An 18848-nucleotide genomic window follows, 5' to 3' on the forward strand; every position below is an offset into this window, starting at 1 on the left:
AAAAAAATATTGACAAAATTTAATAGAACTCGTATACTTTAATAGTATGTAATTGTGAGTTCATTTGAACCCGGTGATCTATTGTCCATCTGGTTCTGCATAAAAGCCAAAGACAGTCATTGAACTGTTTTTGGATTTTTTTTGCCCAAAAGTTGTATTTTAGGCAAATTGTAATCAAAATGTAATATTTAAATGGGCTTACGGAATAAATTAGAGAGGTGAACAGTTTGGCTGGACATTTAGTTAAATACGGTAAGCACCGTACCCGTCGGAGCTACTCGCGAATTAAAGAAGTTCTCGAATTGCCAAACCTTATTGAAATCCAAACCGATTCTTACAATTGGTTTATGGATAAAGGTTTGCGGGAAATGTTTGATGATATTATGCCAATTGATGATTTCCAAGGTAAGCTATCTTTGGAATTCGTTGACTATCAACTTTTAGAACCTAAGTATACTGTTGATGAAGCTCGTGAACACGATGCTAACTACTCAGCACCACTTCATGTTACGTTACGGTTAACTAACCATGAGACTGGTGAGATTAAGTCTCAAGATGTATTCTTTGGTGACTTCCCGCTCATGACTGACCAAGGTACTTTCATTATCAATGGTGCAGAACGGGTTATCGTTTCACAATTAGTTCGTTCTCCAGGTGTCTACTACAGTGAAGAAAATGATAAGAATGGTCGGCCAAACTACGGAGCAACTTTCATTCCTAACCGTGGTGCATGGTTAGAGTATGAAACTGATGCTAAGAATGTTTCATATGTTCGGATCGATCGGACTCGTAAGTTACCAATGACTGAATTAATTCGGGCATTAGGTTTTGGTTCTGATGATGAAATTATCGACATGTTTGGTGGCGATAGTGAAACATTGTCATTAACTTTAGATAAAGATGTTCACAAAAATGCAGAAGACTCCCGAGTTGAAGAATCATTAAAGGATATTTATGAACGTCTTCGTCCTGGTGAGCCAAAGACAGCCGATTCAGCTCGGAGCCTATTGACAGCACGGTTCTTTGATCCAAAACGCTATGACATGGCACCAGTTGGTCGTTACAAGACTAACAAGAAGTTAATGCTTAAGTACCGTTTACTTGGTGAAACCTTAGCAGAAACTTTAGCTGATCCGGATACTGGAGAAGTATTAGCTCAAAAGGGCGATACTGTTACTAAGGAATTGCTCAAAAAGCTTGAACCTTACTTAGATCGTGATGACTTTAAGACTATTACGTATACTCCATCCGATGAAGCTGTTGTGACGGAGCCGGTTAAATTACAAAAGATTCTAGTATATTCTAAGAATGATCCTGACCGTGTTGTGCCTATCATCGGTAACGGTCATATTCCATTAGAATACAAGCATATTGAACCTGCTGATATTCTTGCTTCCTTGAATTACTTCTTTAATTTACAAGAAGGTATTGGTAGTACAGATGATATTGACCACTTAGGTAACCGTCGAATTCGTTCAGTTGGTGAATTACTTCAAAATCAATTCCGGATTGGGCTTGCCCGCATGGAACGGGTTGTTCGTGAGCGGATGTCAATTCAGGATCCTGATACCGTTACACCGCAACAATTAATTAACATTCGACCTGTTGTTGCTTCTATTAAAGAATTCTTTGGTTCATCTCAACTTTCTCAATTCATGGACCAAACGAACCCATTAGGTGAATTAACTCATAAACGGCGTCTTTCAGCCCTTGGTCCTGGTGGTTTGACTCGTGATCGTGCTGGATATGAAGTGCGGGACGTTCACTATACTCACTATGGTCGGATGTGTCCTATTGAAACACCTGAAGGACCTAACATTGGACTTATCAATAGTCTTTCTTCATACGCTCGGGTAAATAAATATGGTTTTATTGAAACTCCATACCGTCGTGTTTCATGGAAAGATCATAAGGTAACTGATAAGATCGATTACTTAACTGCCGATGAAGAAGATAACTTTATCATCGCACAGGCTAACACACCATTAAATGATGATGGTTCATTTGTAGATGACCAGGTAATGGCTCGTGATAAGGATGATTACATTGAAACAAGTGTCGAGAATATCGATTACATGGATGTTTCTCCTAAGCAAGTTGTTTCTGTCGCTTCCGCATGTATTCCATTCCTTGAAAACGATGACTCTAACCGTGCTTTGATGGGTGCCAACATGCAGCGGCAAGCTGTTCCTTTGATTAATCCACATGCACCATTAGTAAGTACTGGTATCGACTACAAAGCTGCTCATGACTCTGGTGTTGCAATGATTGCGAAGAAGCCAGGAACGGTTGAATATGTTGATGCACGTGAAGTTCGTGTTCGCGAAGAAGACGGCACGCTTGATACTTACAAGTTAATGAAGTTCCGTCGTTCAAACGGTGGTAAGAACTACAACCAACGACCAATTGTTAAAGTTGGTGAACATGTTGATGCTGACGATGTTTTAGCCGATGGTCCATCAATGGAACAAGGTGAATTGGCTCTTGGTCAAAACCCACTGATTGCCTTTATGACCTGGCAAGGATACAACTTCGAAGATGCCATTGCCATTAACGAACGGTTAGTTAAGGATGATGTTTATACTTCAATTCATATTGAATCTTATGAATCTGAAGCACGTGAAACTAAGCTTGGACCGGAAGAAATGACGCGAGAGATCCCTAACGTTGGTGACGATGCTTTGAAGGATCTTGACGAAAATGGTATTGTTCGTGTCGGTGCCGAAGTTCATGATGGTGATATTTTAGTTGGTAAGGTTACACCAAAAGGAATGACAGAATTATCCGCAGAAGAACGATTACTTCATGCTATCTTTGGTGAAAAGTCACGTGAAGTTCGTGATACATCATTACGTGTTCCTCACGGTGGTGGCGGAATTATTCAAGATGTTAAGGTCTTCACTCGTGAAAACGGTGATGAATTATCACCTGGTGTAAACACAATGGTTCGAGTTTACATTGCTCAAAAACGTAAGATTCAAGTGGGAGACAAGATGTCTGGACGTCACGGTAACAAGGGTACTGTTTCTATCGTTGTGCCGGAAGAAGACATGCCATATATGCCAGATGGAACACCAATTGATATTATGCTTAGTCCAATGGGTGTGCCAAGTCGTATGAATATTGGTCAGCTTCTTGAATTACACTTAGGAATGGCTGCTCGTCGTCTTGGCATTCACATGGCAACTCCAGTATTTGATGGTGCATCTGATAAGGATGTTTGGGATGCTGTTCGTGAGTCAGGTTTCCCAGAAGATGGTAAGACGATCCTTTATGATGGACGTACCGGTGAACCATTTGAAAACCGAATCGCCGTTGGATCCATGCATTACCTTAAGCTAGCTCACATGGTTGATGATAAGATCCACGCTCGTTCTACTGGTCCTTACTCACTTGTTACGCAACAGCCATTAGGTGGTAAGGCTCAGTTTGGTGGACAGCGTTTTGGTGAAATGGAAGTTTGGGCTCTTGAAGCTTATGGTGCTGCTTACACGCTTCAAGAAATTCTTACTTACAAGTCAGATGATACGGTTGGTCGTGTTCGGACTTACGATGCCATCATCAATGGTCAGCCAATTCCTAAGCCAGGTGTTCCAGAATCATTCCGTGTTCTTGTTAAGGAATTACAAGCATTAGGCCTTGATATGAAGGTTCTTGATGGTAACAATGAAGAAATTCAATTGAAGAACATGGATGAAGATGACGATGAAGTTGTAAATGTTGATGCATTAGCTAAGTATGCAGAACAGCATAAGACAGAAGAAAAGAAGAACGATGAAGAAAATAAATCTGAAGCAACTTCATCAACTACCGATGACAAAACTAATCAAAATTAATATTTAGGTTGCTACGGTTTACTGAAAGAAGGAGGAACATCCTTTGATTGATGTCAATAAATTTGAAAGTATGCAGATCGGTCTGGCATCTCCAGATAAGATCCGTAGTTGGTCATATGGGGAAGTAAAAAAACCTGAGACGATTAACTACCGGACATTGAAGCCAGAAAAGCAAGGTCTGTTTGACGAACGAATCTTTGGCCCAACCAAGGATTACGAATGTGCGTGTGGAAAGTACAAGCGTATCCGTTACAAAGGTCGTGTTTGTGACCGTTGTGGTGTTGAGGTTACAAGTGCAAAAGTTCGTCGTGAACGGATGGGGCACATTGAATTAGCTGCTCCAGTATCCCATATTTGGTATTTTAAAGGGATTCCAAGTCGAATGGGGCTCGTATTAGATATGAGTCCACGTTCACTTGAAGAAGTTATTTACTTTGCTTCATATGTTGTTCTTGATCCTGGTGACACTCCACTTGAAAAGAAGCAGCTTTTAACTGAAGCTGAGTATCGTGATAAGAAAGCAGAATACGGTGACCGTTTTAAGGCTGAAATGGGTGCTGCTGCGATCCAAAAACTTCTGGCAGATGTTGATTTAAATAAGGAAGCTGCTGAATTAAAAGAAGAATTGAAGGAAGCTACTGGTCAAAAACGGACACGAGCTATTCGTCGTCTTGATATTCTTGAAGCTTTCATTAAATCTGGAAATAAGCCTGAATGGATGGTTATGGATGTAATTCCAGTTATGCCACCTGATTTACGGCCAATGGTTCAACTTGAAGGTGGACGATTTGCTACATCTGATTTGAACGATCTATATCGGCGGGTTATTAACCGTAATAATCGTTTAAAGCGTCTTCTTAAATTACAAGCTCCAGGAATTATCGTTCAAAACGAAAAACGGATGCTTCAAGAAGCAGTTGACGCTTTGATTGATAATGGTCGTCGTGGCCGTCCGGTTGCTGGACCAGGTAATCGTCCATTGAAGTCACTTTCACACTTGCTTAAAGGTAAGCAGGGACGTTTCCGTCAAAACTTACTTGGTAAGCGTGTTGACTACTCTGGTCGTTCAGTTATTGATGTTGGTCCATCGTTGAAGTTAAATCAAATGGGACTACCTGTTCCAATGGCTCTTGAATTGTTCAAGCCATTCATCATGCATGAATTGGTTAAGCGTGGTCTTTCTGCTAATGTTAAAGCAGCTAAGCGAAAGATCGATCGTAGTGATGATGATGTCTTTGATGTATTAGAAGATGTTATTAAAGAGCACCCGGTTCTATTAAACCGGGCACCTACTCTCCACCGATTAGGTATTCAGGCTTTTGAACCAATTTTGGTTTCTGGGAAGTCAATGCGTCTTCACCCATTAGTATGTTCAGCATACAATGCCGATTTTGATGGTGACCAAATGGCTATTCACGTTCCGTTATCTGATGAAGCACAAGCAGAAGCACGTTTGCTGATGCTTGCTGCTCACCATATTCTTAGTCCTCGTGATGGGGAACCTATTGTATCACCATCACAGGATATGGTTATTGGTAACTACTACATGACTACTGAAGATAAGGGTCGTGAAGGTGAAGGAATGATCTTTAAGGATACTGACGAAGCAGAAATTGCATACCGTAATGATTATGTTTCATTACAAACCCGTGTTGGGGTTCAAGTATCTGCATTCCCAGAAAAGCCATTTACTGATGAACAACGGGGCAAAATCATGGTAACAACGGTTGGTAAACTTCTTTTCAACCGAATTATGCCTAAGGATTTTGCTTACATCAATGAACCAACAGATGCAAATATTCAAAATGGTGTAGATGACCGTTTCTTCTTGGAACCAGGTCAAGATATTCAGGAATACCTTGAAAACGCACCATTAGTTCCGCCATTCAAGAAGGGCTTCTTATCTGACTTGATTGCGGAAGTGTACAAGCGTTACAAAGTTACTAAGACTTCTCAATTCTTGGACCGTATTAAGGACCTTGGATACTATGAATCAACTATTTCTGGTTTGACTACTGCTATGTCTGATATTCACGACTTGCCAGAAAAACCAGAAATCCTTGATAAAGCACAAAAGCAGGTTGCTTTAATTACAAAACAATTCCGTCGTGGACTAATTACTGATGATGAACGTTATGAACGAGTAATTGGTGCATGGAATGATGCTAAGGATGAAGTTCAAAACAAGTTAATTGAACACATGGATATCCATAACCCAATTAACATGATGTCTGACTCCGGTGCTCGGGGTAACATTTCAAACTTTACTCAGTTAGCTGGAATGCGTGGATTAATGGCATCACCAAACGGTAAAATCATGGAATTACCTGTTAAGTCAAACTTCTATGAAGGACTTTCTGTTTTGGAAATGTTTATTTCATCTCACGGTGCTCGTAAAGGTATGACTGATACAGCCTTGAAGACTGCTAACTCGGGGTACTTAACTCGGCGTCTTGTTGATGTTGCGCAAGATGTTGTTGTTCGTGAAAAAGATTGTGGTACTGATCGTGGGCTTGAAGTTACTGCTATTACTAATGGTAATGAAATGATTGAACCGCTTTACGATCGGATTATGGGTCGTTACACTATGAAGTCCGTTTTCGATCCTAAGACTGGCGAAAAGATTGTTGATAAGAACGTTCTTATTGATGAAGCAATGGCGCAAAAGATTGTTGATGCGGGCGTTAAGAAAGTAACTATTCGTTCAGCATTTACTTGCAATACTGAACATGGTGTTTGTGAACGTTGTTATGGACGAAATGCCGCTACCGGTGATCGTGTAGAGGCCGGTGAAGCTGTCGGAACTGTTGCTGCTCAATCAATTGGTGAACCAGGTACTCAGTTAACTCTTCGTAACTTCCACACTGGTGGGGTTGCTGGTAACGATGATATTACTCAAGGTCTTCCTCGTATCCAAGAAATTGTTGAAGCACGTAATCCTAAGGGTCGTGCAACAATTACTGAAGTTACTGGTGAGGTTGTATCGATTGAAGAAAATCCAGCTGAACGAACCAAAGATATTACTGTTAAGGGTGAAACTGATACGCGGACTTACACACTTCCAATCACTGCACGAATGAAGGTTGCTGAAGGTGACTTTATTCATCGTGGAGCACCACTTAATGAAGGTTCAATTGATCCTAAGGAATTAATTCAGGTTCGTGACGTTCTTTCTACTGAAACTTATCTCTTGTCACAAGTTCAAGGTGTTTACCGTATGCAGGGTATTGACTTGTTAGATAAGCACGTTGAAATTATGATTCGTCAAATGATGCGGAAAGTTCGCGTTATGGATCCAGGTGATACTGATCTATTACCTGGTCAATTAATGGATATTAGTCAATTCCGTGATGCTAACAAGGACACGTTAGTTGCTGGTAACATTCCTGCAACGGCTCGTCCGGTAATTCTTGGTATTACTAAGGCTGCCTTAGAGACAAACAGTTTCTTATCAGCTGCCTCATTCCAAGAAACTACACGTGTATTAACTGATGCCGCTATTCGTGGTAAGAATGATCCATTAGTTGGTTTGAAAGAAAATGTTATTATTGGTAAGATTATTCCTGCAGGTACTGGTATGAGTGCTTACCGGAATATCAAGCCAAAAGAAGTTAGTGTAGCTGCTTACTCAATTAAAGATATTGAGGCAAAGTTAAAAGAAGAAGATAAGCAAAACTAATATAAAAAAGGCAATGGTAACCTGTATAGGGTGCTATTGCCTTTTTTCTTTGAATGAGGTGATTACTTGGTTAAAAAATATCAAATAGAAATTCCTGAATCGGCTTTTGATAAAACTGATTTTTCAATTGGTGAAGAGTTATCGCTTAGTGTTAATCATAAACAAATTAATATTCGTCCTATAAAAGTAAGCGATCAGCTGCCTAAGATTAATATTTTTTGGTATGTTATTCCAGCAATTATTTTAGCTAGTGTTTTTTTGATCTTTTTTAGTTTGAAAAAGATTAGTACAGTCCCAATAACTGGCGATGATTATTCTATTGCAAATGGTGCGTTATTCTTAGGCGTGTGTAGCGGTGTACTATCATTTTTAATGACATTTATCATTACTAAAATTTTGGGAAAGGGTCCTAGCAAAGATTTTCATTGGCGAAGTTTGCCAACAATTACAATTGCGTGTGGCTTAATTATTGCCTTTTCTTTTTCAGCTATTTTTTGGCTATTTGGCCAGATGTTTAAGGATGCTCGGTTTGATATTTATACTGCGACCGCATTTATATTTGTAATACTAGCAGCACTAAACTACATAATGATTAACTTAGCATTAACATTATCGTCTAGTGTGATTACCAATCTGTTAACAATTATGATTATTGGGGGAATGTTGTTTTCGATGTTGACTAATTCCTCAAGAGATTGGTGGCGCTATAACTTTAGCTTTTTAGGAACTGCTAAAAATTCAACAAATTTCCAGTTTAATATAACGTTAATTTTTACTGGTTTATTAATGATTGCCTTAGTAGACTACTTGTTTGTCAATATTCAACGACGATATCATGGTTATAAAATTCAGGCTTTACGTTGGTTATTAATTATGTTGGCAGTATGTATTGCAGCTATTGGCCTTTTTCCTAATAATCCGGAATTTCATGTTTTGCATGATCGAATCGCAATGTGGCTTGTTTATATTATGTTGATCCTAATAGTTGTAATTAGGTGGGTCCTACCGGAAGTCACTAAACAATTTTTAACAATTTCATATACCATTGGGGCTGTGATGAGTATTGAATATATTGTTTTTAAGCTATCAAATTATCTTTCTTTGACCGCTTTTGAATTGTTTGAATTTGGCTTGGCCTTTTCCTGGCTATTGTTGTTGCTGCAGAATATAGAAAACCTTGCACAATTTGGACAAAATCTTTTTGTTGTTAAATTGAAGCCGGTAAAGCAAGATAAAGTAAGTTAATTTTAACTGTGCAAAACTCCAAGAATTTTGACTAAAACATCAATTCTTGGAGTTTTTTAGCATCCCTGAATAAAGATACTAAGGAATGTGGTAAATGCTAAAGCTGGAATAAAGGGTAATTTAGCTTTATGAGTAGTCAAAAAACAAACAAGCATAATTATTGAGCTAATTTGAATAATTAAAAGAGTTTGCTTCCAGCCCCAAATAAGGCAAATAATGAACAGAAACTCTATATCACCATTTCCTAGGGTCTTAGTTAGCGCTGCAAAGAGCAATAGGCTGATTGCTAATATACACGCAGAGATAAAATTATAAAGATAGTCTTGCGGAACGGAGAGAAAAGCAACAGGAAAAAGTCCAATTAGGTAATAAGAATATATAACTTGGGCAAAAAAATCGGTCGATGCAAGAAAAATTAGACACGTCAAAAAGATAATAATAATGGAGTCATGAAGTGGTTCATAAATAATTAAAATAGCGAAGGCGGTTCCGGAAAGCAATTCAACTAATGGTAGATAAAAATTTATTTTTTGTTTACAGTAAAAACATTGTCCGCGGAGTATAACAAAACTTAAAATAGGAATAAGCTGCCACCAGCACAGGGTTAAGCGACAGTTATCACAATAAGAGCGCGGAAACATTAGTGGCTGATTAGCAGCGAGTCGATAGCTGTAAGAAGCGATGAATGATGCTAATGATGCACCGAATATAAACGAAATAATTGACATGATAACCCTCCTAATTATTAAATACGTATTTTTTGTGTAATTGCACTTCAAAATTAATGATTTAAAAGAAATAATCAATGATACATTGACATTCATATGAGTGCATGATAGTCTATTTAAGGTGCTTTTTTAGCAACGGAGTGTCTGTCGTTGGGCAGATGCGTCAACGAAGGCACGACAATTGTATAACACATGCAGGAACTTTTTTTATTCATAAAAATGAACCGCCTGGATGTGTGGACTTAGATAAGGAAGGGGAAAAAATAATGCCAACCATTAACCAATTGGTACGTAAAGGCCGTAAGAGCCACAAGGGCAAGTCAAAGTCACCAGCTCTTGGTTATGTTTACAACACTTTCAAGAAAGAAGAAATTAAGACTCCATCACCACAAAAGCGTGGAGTTGCTACTCGTGTGGGTACTATGACACCTAAGAAGCCTAACTCAGCTTTACGGAAGTACGCCCGTGTACGTCTTTCAAACTTAATCGAAGTTACTGCTTACATTCCTGGTATTGGTCATAACCTCCAAGAACACTCAGTTGTTTTAATTCGTGGTGGTCGTGTTAAGGATTTACCTGGGGTTCGTTACCACATCATCCGTGGTACTCTAGATACTGCCGGTGTTGAAGGCCGTATGCAATCACGTTCTAAGTACGGTGCTAAGAAGCCTAAGGATAAGAAGTAATTTAAGGAGGAGTTAAGTAATGCCACGTAAAGGACATGTACAAAAGCGTGAAATTTTACCAGATCCAATGTACAACTCAAAGTTGGTTACTAGCTTAATTGATCACTTGATGATTGATGGTAAGCGTGGAACTGCTACTAAGATTTTATACGCTGCTTTTGATGAAATTAAGAACGAAACTGGTAATGATCCAGTTGAAGTATTCCAACAAGCAATGGAAAATGTTATGCCTGTTTTGGAAGTTAAGGCTCGTCGTGTTGGTGGTTCAAACTACCAAGTTCCGATTGAAGTTCGTCCAGACCGTCGTACTACATTAGGTCTTCGTTGGATTGTTCAATACGCACGTTTGCGTGGAGAACACACTATGGTTGAACGTCTTGCACGTGAAATCATTGATGCTTCAAACAATACCGGAGCATCAGTTAAGAAGCGTGAAGATACGCACCGTATGGCAGAAGCCAACCGTGCATTCGCACACTACCGCTGGTAATAATCACTGTCAATTGATACTGGTTATTTAACTAGTTTCAGTGAAGGGGTGACGTAATTTGTACTCAAGCGTCACCCCTTTTTGAAAATAAATGCTAAAATAAGTATAACCATATTTTGGAAGGAGATACTCTTTTAAGATGGCTAATAAACGTGAATACCCACTTGCTAAAACTCGTAACATCGGTATCATGGCACACATTGATGCCGGTAAGACGACTGCAACTGAGCGGATTCTTTACTATACTGGTAAGATTCACAAAATTGGTGAAACCCATGATGGTGCTTCACAAATGGACTGGATGGATGAAGAAAAGGAACGTGGTATTACTATCACTTCAGCAGCTACAACAGCTGTTTGGAAGGATAACCGTATCAACATCATTGATACTCCAGGACACGTGGACTTCACTGTCGAAGTTGAACGTGCTTTGCGGGTTCTTGATGGTGCTGTAACAGTTCTTGATGCCCAAGCTGGTGTTGAACCACAAACTGAAACTGTTTGGCGTCAAGCTGACCAATTTAATGTTCCACGAATTGTTTTTGCTAACAAGATGGATAAAATTGGTGCTAACTTTGATTACTCTGTTCAAACTATTAAAGATCGTTTGAATGTTACTCCACTTCCAATTCAAATGCCAATTGGTGCTGAAGATGATTTCATCGGTTTAGTTGACTTAGTTAAGATGGTTGCCTATGTTTACGATGAAGACAAGCTTGGTACTAACTGGGACACTGTTGATATTCCTGATGATATGAAGGAAGAAGCTCAGAAGCGTCATGATGAAATGGTTGAAACTTTAGCTGACATTGACGATGACCTCATGGAAAAGTATCTTGAAGGTGAAGAAATTTCAGTTGACGAAATTAAAGCTGCAATTCGTCGTGGAACTTTGGACGAAAAGATTTTCCCTGTATTAGCTGGTTCAGCTTACAAGGATAAAGGTATCCAAATGATGCTTGATGCTGTTATCGATTACCTACCATCACCACTTGATGTTAAGCCTTTTGTTGCTCATGATGCTGATGGTAATGAAATTGAATTAACTGCTGGTGATGACAAGCCATTTGCTGCTTTAGCATTTAAGATTGCTACTGACCCATTCGTTGGTCGTTTAACATTCTTACGTGTTTACACTGGTTCACTTCAATCTGGTTCATATGTCCTCAATGCTACTAAGGACAAGCGTGAACGTATTGGTCGTTTGCTTCAAATGCACTCTAACCAACAACAAGAAATTCCTGAAGTATTCTCCGGTGATATCGCAGCTGCTATTGGTTTGAAGAACACCACTACAGGTGATTCATTAACTGATCCAGATCACCCACTTCAACTTGAATCAATGGACTTCCCAGAACCAGTTATTCAAGTTTCTGTTGAACCTAAGTCAAAGGCTGATCAGGATAAGATGGACAAGGGACTTCAAAAGCTTGCTGAAGAAGATCCAACCTTTAAGGCTGAAACAAACCCTGAAACTGGTGAAACCTTAATTGCTGGTATGGGTGAATTACACCTTGATATCATTGTGGAACGTCTTCGTCGGGAATTCCATGCTGAAGTTACTGTAGGTAAGCCACAAGTTTCATACCGTGAAGCATTTACTAAGACAGCAAGTGCCCAAGGTAAGTTTGTTCGTCAATCTGGTGGTAAAGGTCAATACGGTGATGTATGGATTGAATTTACACCACTTAAAGAAGGGGAAGGATTTGAATTTGAAGACGCCATTGTTGGTGGTGTTGTTCCTCGTGAATTCATCCCTGCTGTTGAACAAGGATTAAAGGAAGCTATGCAAAACGGTGTCCTTGCTGGTTACCCACTTGTTGATATGCATGCTAAGCTTTATGATGGTAGTTACCACGAAGTCGATTCTAGTGAAGCTGCCTTCAAGGTTGCTGCATCATTAGCTCTTAAGAATGCTGCTAAGAAGGCTGATCCAGTTATCCTTGAACCAATCATGAAGGTTGATATCGTTGTACCTCAAGACAACATGGGTGATGTTATGGGTCAAGTAACAGCTCGTCGTGGTACTATTGATGGAATGGAAGAACGTGGTAATGCACAATTAATTCACTCATTCGTTCCACTTTCAGAAATGTTTGGTTACGCTACTGCATTACGTTCTGCTACTCAAGGACGTGGTACTTTCACTATGACTTTCGATCACTACTCAGCTGTTCCTAAGTCTGTGCAAGAAGATATCATTAAGAAAAATGGTGGCAATAACTAATTATTGACATCTTAATCTCAAATCCATCAAAGGACTGTAGTTTGAATATTACAGTTCTTTTTTGTTTACATAAAAAATCCATTAGTTAGCCTCAGATATAGGATGTTGATATTTAAGAAAAAGAAATTTCATATTTTAGTAGTAAAATAAAATACGAATTTTACAAAAATATTTCAATCGAAAATATTTTAGGAAATTACTTGAACTAATCGTGTTTCTTTAGTATTATGGATAGGTGCTTGAGCTTTGGAGGTAGATTTGCCTTACCCCCATATAGTATTAAGCTGCGAAGCGTTGATGCGGAAGGTTGCGACACACCCGGCCGCTTTGCCACAGGATGTGGCGGTAATTTCCGCGGAGCTAGTCAAATTTCAAATCTGACGAAGGAGGGAACATAATGGCAAAACAAAAGATTCGTATTCGGTTAAAGGCTTATGAACACCGTATCTTAGATCAATCAGCTGACAAGATTGTTGATACTGCTAAGCGGACAGGTGCTCAAATTTCAGGTCCTATTCCGTTACCAACTGAACGGACTATTTACACAGTTATTCGTTCACCACACAAGTTTAAGAAGTCTCGGGAGCAATTCGAAATGCGTACTCACAAGCGTTTGATCGATATTGTTGACCCAACACCAAAGACTGTTGATTCATTAATGAAGCTCGATCTTCCAAGTGGTGTTGACATTGAAATTAAGCTTTAATTGTTAGAATAAGAATTATACATAAAACAGAAAATTGGAGGTGTACTCATGACCAAAGGAATCTTAGGTAAAAAGGTTGGAATGACTCAAGTGTTCACTGATAATGGTGAATTAGTTCCAGTTACTGTTATCGACGTAACACCAAACGTTGTAATGCAAATCAAGACTGTTGAAAATGATGGTTACAATGCCGTACAACTTGGTTTCGATGACAAGCGGGAAGTTTTGAGTAACAAACCTGAACAAGGTCATGCAGCAAAAGCAAATACGACCCCTAAGCGCTTCATCGGTGAAATCCGCGACGCTGAATTAGGGGACATTAAAGTCGGAGACGAAGTTAAGGCTGACGTTTTCGCAGAAGGTGAAACTGTCGACGTTACGGGTACTACCAAGGGTCATGGTTACCAAGGTAACATCCATAAGGATAACCAATCTCGTGGACCTATGGCACACGGTTCTCGTTATCATCGTCGTCCTGGTTCATTAGGTGCAATTATCAACCGGGTCTTCAAAGGTATGAAGCTTCCTGGTCGTATGGGTGGCAAGACTGTCACTATGCAACATTTACAAGTTGTTAAGGTTGATCTTGACAACAACGTATTACTCATTAAGGGTAATGTGCCTGGTGCAAACAAGTCTTACGTAACTATTAAGAACTCTGTTAAGGCTAACACTAAGAAGAGCCTTAGTAAGCAACACAATAAATAAGAAGAAAGGAGGAAGTAAATAATGACTAGCGTTAATTTGTATAAACAAGATGGTAGCCAAAATGGTACTGTTGAATTGAACGATGCAGTATTTGGTGTAGAACCAAATGAAAATGTTGTATTCGATGCTATTTTGCGTCAACGTGCTTCATTACGTCAAGGTACACATGCTGTAAAGAACCGTTCTGCTGTTAGCGGTGGCGGTAAGAAGCCATGGCGTCAAAAGGGTACTGGTCGTGCTCGTCAAGGGTCAATTCGCTCACCACAATTCCGTGGCGGTGGTATTGTTTTTGGACCTACTCCACGTTCTTACAAGTACAGCCTTCCTCGTAAGGTTCGTCAACTTGCAATCAAGTCTGCCCTTTCTCAAAAGGTTCTTGATAACAGCTTTGTAGTAGTTGATGCATTAAACTTTGATGCACCAAAGACAAAGGAATTTGCTGATGTTATGAGTAACTTAAACGTTGCTGAAAAGACATTAATTGTTGTTACTGATGAAGACAAGAATGCCGCCTTATCAGCACGTAACTTAGCAAATGCTACTGTTGTTACTCCAGCTGGTGTTAACATCTTAAACGTTGTTGATAACCAAAAGATTGTTATCACTAAGTCAGCTCTTTCTCAAGTAGAGGAGGTGCTCGCATAATGGAAGCACGTGACATTATTTTACGTCCAGTAGTTACCGAAGCATCAATGGCCGGTATGGACAACAAACGTTACACTTTTGATGTTGATTTACGAGCAACTAAGACACAAGTTAAAAATGCTGTTGAAGAAATTTTTGACGTTAAGGTTGTTAAAGTTAACATTATGAATGTAAAAGGTAAGTTAAAGCGTCAAGGTCGTTACGAAGGATACACTAAGCGCCGTCGTAAGGCTATTGTAACTTTATCTGCTGATTCAAATGAAATTAAGCTGTTTAATGATAACAGCGAAAACTAATCACTAAAAAAAGGAGGAAAAAACAGTGGGAATTCGTAAATACAAAGCAACCACTAACGGTCGTCGTAACATGAACGGTTATGACTTCGCTGAAATCACGAAGACTACACCAGAAAAGTCATTGTTAGCACCGTTAAAGCACACTGCTGGTCGTAACAGCTATGGTCATATTACTGTTCGTCACCGTGGTGGTGGTACTAAGCGTCAATACCGTATTATTGACTTTAAGCGTATTAAAGATGATGTTCCAGCTACTGTAAAGGCAATTGAATACGATCCAAATCGTACTGCAAATATTGCTTTACTTGTTTACGCTGACGGTACTAAATCATACATCATTGCTCCAAAAGGCTTAAAGGTTGGTATGACCGTTCAATCTGGTCCTGATGCTGATATCAAAGTTGGTAATGCTCTTCCATTAAAGAACATTCCAGTTGGTACTGTTATTCACAACATTGAATTAAAACCAGGTAAGGGTGGTCAACTTGCTCGTTCAGCTGGTGCTTCAGCTCAATTACTTGGTAAAGAAGAAAAATACGTTTTAGTTCGTCTTTCTTCTGGTGAAGTTCGTATGGTTCTTGCTACTTGCCGTGCTACTATCGGTACTGTTGGTAATGACGAACATGCCTTAATTATTAAGGGTAAGGCTGGTCGTACTCGTTACGCTGGTCAACGTCCACACGTTCGTGGTTCAGTTATGAACCCTAATGATCACCCACATGGTGGTGGTGAAGGTAAGCAACCTGTTGGTTTACCATCTCCTCTTTCTCCATGGGGTAAGAAGACTGTTGGTAAGAAGACCCGTTCACACAAAGCTCGTTCAAACAAGTTTATTGTTCGTGGTCGGAAGCGCGGTCCACATACTCGTTAATATTTATATACGTTTTAATACCCGAGAGGAGGTACACTAAATGGGTCGTAGTTTGAAAAAAGGACCTTTCGCTGATGCTTCATTACTGAAGAAGGTTAAGGAGCAAGAAGGTTCTGAAAAGAAGACTGTCATCAAGACATGGTCACGTCGTTCTACCATTTTCCCAAGCTTTATTGGATACACATTTGCAGTATATGATGGTCGGAAGCATGTACCAGTTTATGTACAAGAAGACATGGTTGGTCATAAGTTAGGTGAATTTGTTCCTACTCGGACTTTCCATGGTCATGCTGCTGATGACAAGAAGACAGGTAAGTAAGGAGGGTGAAGTAAAACATGGCTGAAAACATTACGTCAGCTAAGGCTACTGCCAAAATGGTGCGAGTTTCTGCTCGTAAAGTTCGTCTTGTACTTGACGCCATTCGTGGTAAGAGTGTTGCCGAAGCATTTGCTATTTTGAAGTTCACCCCTCGCGGTGCCGCTTCAGATGTTGAAAAAGTATTAAAATCTGCTGTTGCAAACGCTGAAAACAATTTCGACTTAGATCGTGCTTCATTGGTTGTAAGCGAAGCTTTTGCTAACGAAGGACCAACTCTTAAACGGTTCCGTCCTCGTGCTAAAGGTTCTGCTTCTCCAATTAATAAGCGGACTAGTCATATTACAGTGGTTGTTACAGAACGATAGGAGGAATGAATAGTGGGTCAAAAGATCAATCCTAATGGTTTTCGTGTTGGGGTCATTCGTGATTGGACCGCAAAGTGGTACGCTGATAAGGACTTTGCTGATTACCTTAACGAAGACCTTCGGATCCGTAAGTATATTGAAAAGCGACTTGCTGATGCCTCTGTATCAACCGTTGAAATTGAACGTGCAGCTAATCGCGTAAACGTATCAATTCATACAGCCAAACCAGGTATGGTTATTGGTAAAGGTGGTTCAGAAGTTGAAGCACTTCGTAAAGAACTTAACAAGTTAACTGGCAAGCGTGTTCACATTAATATTGTGGAAATTAAAAAGCCAGATTTAGATGCTCACCTTGTAGGTGAAAGTATTGCACGTCAATTGGAAGCTCGTATTGCTTTCCGTCGTGCTATGCGTGGTGCTATGCAACGTGCTATGCGTGCCGGTGCTAAGGGTATCAAGACTCAAGTTGCTGGTCGGTTAAATGGAGCAGATATGTCACGGATTGAATCATACTCTGATGGTACTGTTCCTTTGCATACACTTCGTGCAGATATTGATTATTCTTGGGATGAAGCTAACACTACCTATGGTGTTCTTGGTGTAAAGACATGGATCTACCGTGGTGAAGTACTTCCTACTAAGAAGAACTCAAACAATGATGAACAAGGAGGGAAGTAACACATGTTAGTACCAAAACGTGTAAAGCACCGTAAGGTTCAACGTGGCCACATGCGCGGTGAAGCTAAGGGTGGTAAAACAGTTACTTTTGGTGAATTTGGTTTACAAGCTCTTGATTCACATTGGATTAGCAACCGTCAAATCGAAGCTGCTCGTATCGCTATGACGCGTTACATGAAGCGTGGTGGGAAAGTTTGGATTAAAATCTTCCCACAACTCTCATACACTAGCAAAGGTGTCGGAGTTCGTATGGGTAATGGTAAAGGTGCTCCAGAAGGATGGGTTGCTCCAGTAAAGCGTGGCAAGGTAATGTTTGAAGTAGGGGGCGTTTCTGAAGAAGTCGCTCGTGAAGCTTTACGTCTTGCCGGTCACAAGTTGCCAGTTCGCACTAAGATCGTACAACGTGAGGAAGTAGGTGGACAATCTAATGAAAAGTAAAGATTATGTACAAGAACTGAATGGATTAACCACTGACAAGCTACTTGACCGTGAAAAGGAACTGAAGGAACAATTGTTTAACTTACGTTTCCAATTAGCAACCGGCCAGTTGGAAAATACTGCAAGTCTTAAGCAAGTACGCAAGGACATTGCACGGGTTAAGACAGTTCTTCGTCAACAACAATTAAATAAATAAGAATACGAAAAGGAGGATTAGCGCATGAGTGAAGAACGTAATGCACGTAAGGTTTACCAGGGCCGCGTTGTTTCAGACAAAATGGATAAGACTATCACTGTTGTAATTGATACTTACAAGAGTGCTCCTATCTATGGAAAGCGTGTTAAGTACTCAAAGAAGTACTACGCTCACGATGAAAACAACGAAGCTAAGACCGGCGACACTGTACAAATTATGGAAACTCGGCCATTATCAGCTAAGAAGCGTTTCCGTCTTGTAAAGATTGTCGAAAAGGCTGCTACCCTTTAATTTAGCAGACAACTCTAAAAAATTTCGTATTCTAATTCTTATTTGTAGATGGAAGGAGGACATTAACCGTGATTCAACAAGAAAGTCGGTTGAAGGTCGCTGATAATTCCGGTGCTCGTGAAATCCTAGTTATTAAGATTTTAGGGGGTTCTCGAGTTAAAACAGGTAATATCGGTGATATCATTGTTGCTACTGTAAAACAGGCAACACCAGGTGGCGTTGTCAAAAAGGGTGACGTTGTTAAGGCCGTAGTTGTACGGACTAAGCAAGGTATTCACCGTAAGGATGGTTCATACATTAAGTTTGATGAAAATGCCGCTGTTTTGATTAACAACGACAAGAGCCCTAAGGGTACCCGTATTTTTGGCCCAATCGCTCGTGAGCTTCGTGGAGACGACTTCATGAAGATCGTTTCATTAGCTCCAGAAGTTCTCTAAAGATTTA

At 39.8% G+C, this 18848-nt stretch carries 19 protein-coding genes; 18 read left to right on the forward strand and 1 reads right to left on the reverse strand.

The genetic code is table 11. The features are described from left to right. Window positions 1-218 precede the first annotated feature (218 nt). From rpoB to H5S41_RS07100, 3 genes are all read left to right on the forward strand, one after another. The gene (rpoB, locus tag H5S41_RS07090; RefSeq protein WP_182602822.1) at window positions 219-3836 is read left to right on the forward strand and encodes a DNA-directed RNA polymerase subunit beta; all 3618 of its coding nucleotides are present in this window, start codon (window positions 219-221) and stop codon (window positions 3834-3836) included. Between the two features lie 43 nt (window positions 3837-3879). After that, window positions 3880-7515 carry a DNA-directed RNA polymerase subunit beta' gene (gene rpoC / locus H5S41_RS07095; RefSeq protein ID WP_182597676.1) on the forward strand — a complete coding sequence of 1212 codons (3636 nt, stop codon included), beginning with the start codon at window positions 3880-3882 and terminating at the stop codon, window positions 7513-7515. 66 nt (window positions 7516-7581) lie between these two features. Further along, window positions 7582-8760: a DUF998 domain-containing protein gene (locus H5S41_RS07100; RefSeq protein WP_182602823.1), complete on the forward strand. Its 1179-nt coding sequence runs from the start codon at window positions 7582-7584 to the stop codon at window positions 8758-8760. Between the two features lie 56 nt (window positions 8761-8816). On the opposite strand, the gene H5S41_RS07105 is transcribed toward H5S41_RS07100, so the two are convergent. Beyond that, a complete protein-coding gene (locus tag H5S41_RS07105) occupies window positions 8817-9488 on the reverse strand; it encodes a prepilin peptidase (RefSeq protein ID WP_182602824.1) in 672 nt (223 codons plus the stop codon). Between the two features lie 266 nt (window positions 9489-9754). Here H5S41_RS07105 and rpsL point away from each other — a divergent pair, with 266 nt between their 5' ends. From rpsL to rplN, 15 genes are all read left to right on the forward strand, one after another. Next, entirely contained in the window at window positions 9755-10174 is a 420-nt protein-coding gene (rpsL, locus tag H5S41_RS07110; protein WP_003664576.1) for a 30S ribosomal protein S12, read from the forward strand. A 19-nt stretch (window positions 10175-10193) separates the two neighbouring features. Further along, window positions 10194-10664 (forward strand): 30S ribosomal protein S7, encoded by a 471-nt coding sequence (gene rpsG, locus H5S41_RS07115; RefSeq protein ID WP_003668788.1) that lies wholly within the window; start codon window positions 10194-10196, stop codon window positions 10662-10664. A 139-nt stretch (window positions 10665-10803) separates the two neighbouring features. Next, on the forward strand, window positions 10804-12891 hold the full coding sequence (gene fusA / locus H5S41_RS07120; protein ID WP_163704344.1) for an elongation factor G: 2088 nt from the start codon (window positions 10804-10806) through the stop codon (window positions 12889-12891). A 397-nt stretch (window positions 12892-13288) separates the two neighbouring features. Further along, window positions 13289-13597 carry a 30S ribosomal protein S10 gene (rpsJ, locus tag H5S41_RS07125; RefSeq protein WP_153709921.1) on the forward strand — a complete coding sequence of 103 codons (309 nt, stop codon included), beginning with the start codon at window positions 13289-13291 and terminating at the stop codon, window positions 13595-13597. 48 nt (window positions 13598-13645) lie between these two features. Beyond that, complete coding sequence (gene rplC / locus H5S41_RS07130) at window positions 13646-14305, forward strand: 50S ribosomal protein L3 (protein WP_153709922.1); 660 nt, start codon at window positions 13646-13648, stop codon at window positions 14303-14305. 21 nt (window positions 14306-14326) lie between these two features. Further along, window positions 14327-14950: a 50S ribosomal protein L4 gene (rplD, locus tag H5S41_RS07135; protein WP_182597673.1), complete on the forward strand. Its 624-nt coding sequence runs from the start codon at window positions 14327-14329 to the stop codon at window positions 14948-14950. Continuing rightward, window positions 14950-15246 carry a 50S ribosomal protein L23 gene (rplW, locus tag H5S41_RS07140; protein ID WP_153709924.1) on the forward strand — a complete coding sequence of 99 codons (297 nt, stop codon included), beginning with the start codon at window positions 14950-14952 and terminating at the stop codon, window positions 15244-15246. Before rplD ends, rplW begins: the two co-directional genes overlap by 1 nt. Window positions 15247-15271: 25 nt before the next feature. After that, window positions 15272-16117 (forward strand): 50S ribosomal protein L2, encoded by an 846-nt coding sequence (rplB, locus tag H5S41_RS07145; protein WP_003664563.1) that lies wholly within the window; start codon window positions 15272-15274, stop codon window positions 16115-16117. A 40-nt stretch (window positions 16118-16157) separates the two neighbouring features. Continuing rightward, window positions 16158-16436, forward strand: a complete 279-nt coding sequence (gene rpsS, locus H5S41_RS07150; RefSeq protein WP_003716091.1) for a 30S ribosomal protein S19 — start codon at window positions 16158-16160, stop codon at window positions 16434-16436. Window positions 16437-16453: 17 nt separating this feature from the next. After that, window positions 16454-16801 carry a 50S ribosomal protein L22 gene (gene rplV / locus H5S41_RS07155; RefSeq protein ID WP_003664558.1) on the forward strand — a complete coding sequence of 116 codons (348 nt, stop codon included), beginning with the start codon at window positions 16454-16456 and terminating at the stop codon, window positions 16799-16801. Window positions 16802-16813: 12 nt separating this feature from the next. Continuing rightward, on the forward strand, window positions 16814-17479 hold the full coding sequence (gene rpsC, locus H5S41_RS07160) for a 30S ribosomal protein S3 (RefSeq protein ID WP_003664556.1): 666 nt from the start codon (window positions 16814-16816) through the stop codon (window positions 17477-17479). Window positions 17480-17482: 3 nt separating this feature from the next. After that, entirely contained in the window at window positions 17483-17917 is a 435-nt protein-coding gene (gene rplP / locus H5S41_RS07165) for a 50S ribosomal protein L16 (RefSeq protein WP_003664555.1), read from the forward strand. Further along, window positions 17907-18113 carry a 50S ribosomal protein L29 gene (rpmC, locus tag H5S41_RS07170; protein WP_057805829.1) on the forward strand — a complete coding sequence of 69 codons (207 nt, stop codon included), beginning with the start codon at window positions 17907-17909 and terminating at the stop codon, window positions 18111-18113. The genes rplP and rpmC overlap by 11 nt, the downstream gene beginning before the upstream one ends. 24 nt (window positions 18114-18137) lie before the next feature. Continuing rightward, complete coding sequence (gene rpsQ / locus H5S41_RS07175) at window positions 18138-18404, forward strand: 30S ribosomal protein S17 (protein WP_003716661.1); 267 nt, start codon at window positions 18138-18140, stop codon at window positions 18402-18404. Window positions 18405-18472: 68 nt separating this feature from the next. Further along, the gene (gene rplN, locus H5S41_RS07180; protein ID WP_076459600.1) at window positions 18473-18841 is read left to right on the forward strand and encodes a 50S ribosomal protein L14; all 369 of its coding nucleotides are present in this window, start codon (window positions 18473-18475) and stop codon (window positions 18839-18841) included. Window positions 18842-18848 lie beyond the last annotated feature (7 nt).

This window comes from Limosilactobacillus albertensis, assembly GCF_014145555.1.
GTDB classification, from domain to species: domain Bacteria; phylum Bacillota; class Bacilli; order Lactobacillales; family Lactobacillaceae; genus Limosilactobacillus; species Limosilactobacillus albertensis.

Coding starts and splice junctions, on each gene's coding strand:
- H5S41_RS07105 (WP_182602824.1), bottom strand. CDS start 9,488: ATGTCAATTATTTCGTTTATATTCGGTGCATCATTAGCATCATTCATC.
- rpsL (WP_003664576.1), top strand. CDS start 9,755: ATGCCAACCATTAACCAATTGGTACGTAAAGGCCGTAAGAGCCACAAG.
- rpsG (WP_003668788.1), top strand. CDS start 10,194: ATGCCACGTAAAGGACATGTACAAAAGCGTGAAATTTTACCAGATCCA.
- fusA (WP_163704344.1), top strand. CDS start 10,804: ATGGCTAATAAACGTGAATACCCACTTGCTAAAACTCGTAACATCGGT.
- rpsJ (WP_153709921.1), top strand. CDS start 13,289: ATGGCAAAACAAAAGATTCGTATTCGGTTAAAGGCTTATGAACACCGT.
- rplC (WP_153709922.1), top strand. CDS start 13,646: ATGACCAAAGGAATCTTAGGTAAAAAGGTTGGAATGACTCAAGTGTTC.
- rplD (WP_182597673.1), top strand. CDS start 14,327: ATGACTAGCGTTAATTTGTATAAACAAGATGGTAGCCAAAATGGTACT.
- rplW (WP_153709924.1), top strand. CDS start 14,950: ATGGAAGCACGTGACATTATTTTACGTCCAGTAGTTACCGAAGCATCA.
- rpsS (WP_003716091.1), top strand. CDS start 16,158: ATGGGTCGTAGTTTGAAAAAAGGACCTTTCGCTGATGCTTCATTACTG.
- rplV (WP_003664558.1), top strand. CDS start 16,454: ATGGCTGAAAACATTACGTCAGCTAAGGCTACTGCCAAAATGGTGCGA.
- rplP (WP_003664555.1), top strand. CDS start 17,483: ATGTTAGTACCAAAACGTGTAAAGCACCGTAAGGTTCAACGTGGCCAC.
- rpmC (WP_057805829.1), top strand. CDS start 17,907: ATGAAAAGTAAAGATTATGTACAAGAACTGAATGGATTAACCACTGAC.
- rpsQ (WP_003716661.1), top strand. CDS start 18,138: ATGAGTGAAGAACGTAATGCACGTAAGGTTTACCAGGGCCGCGTTGTT.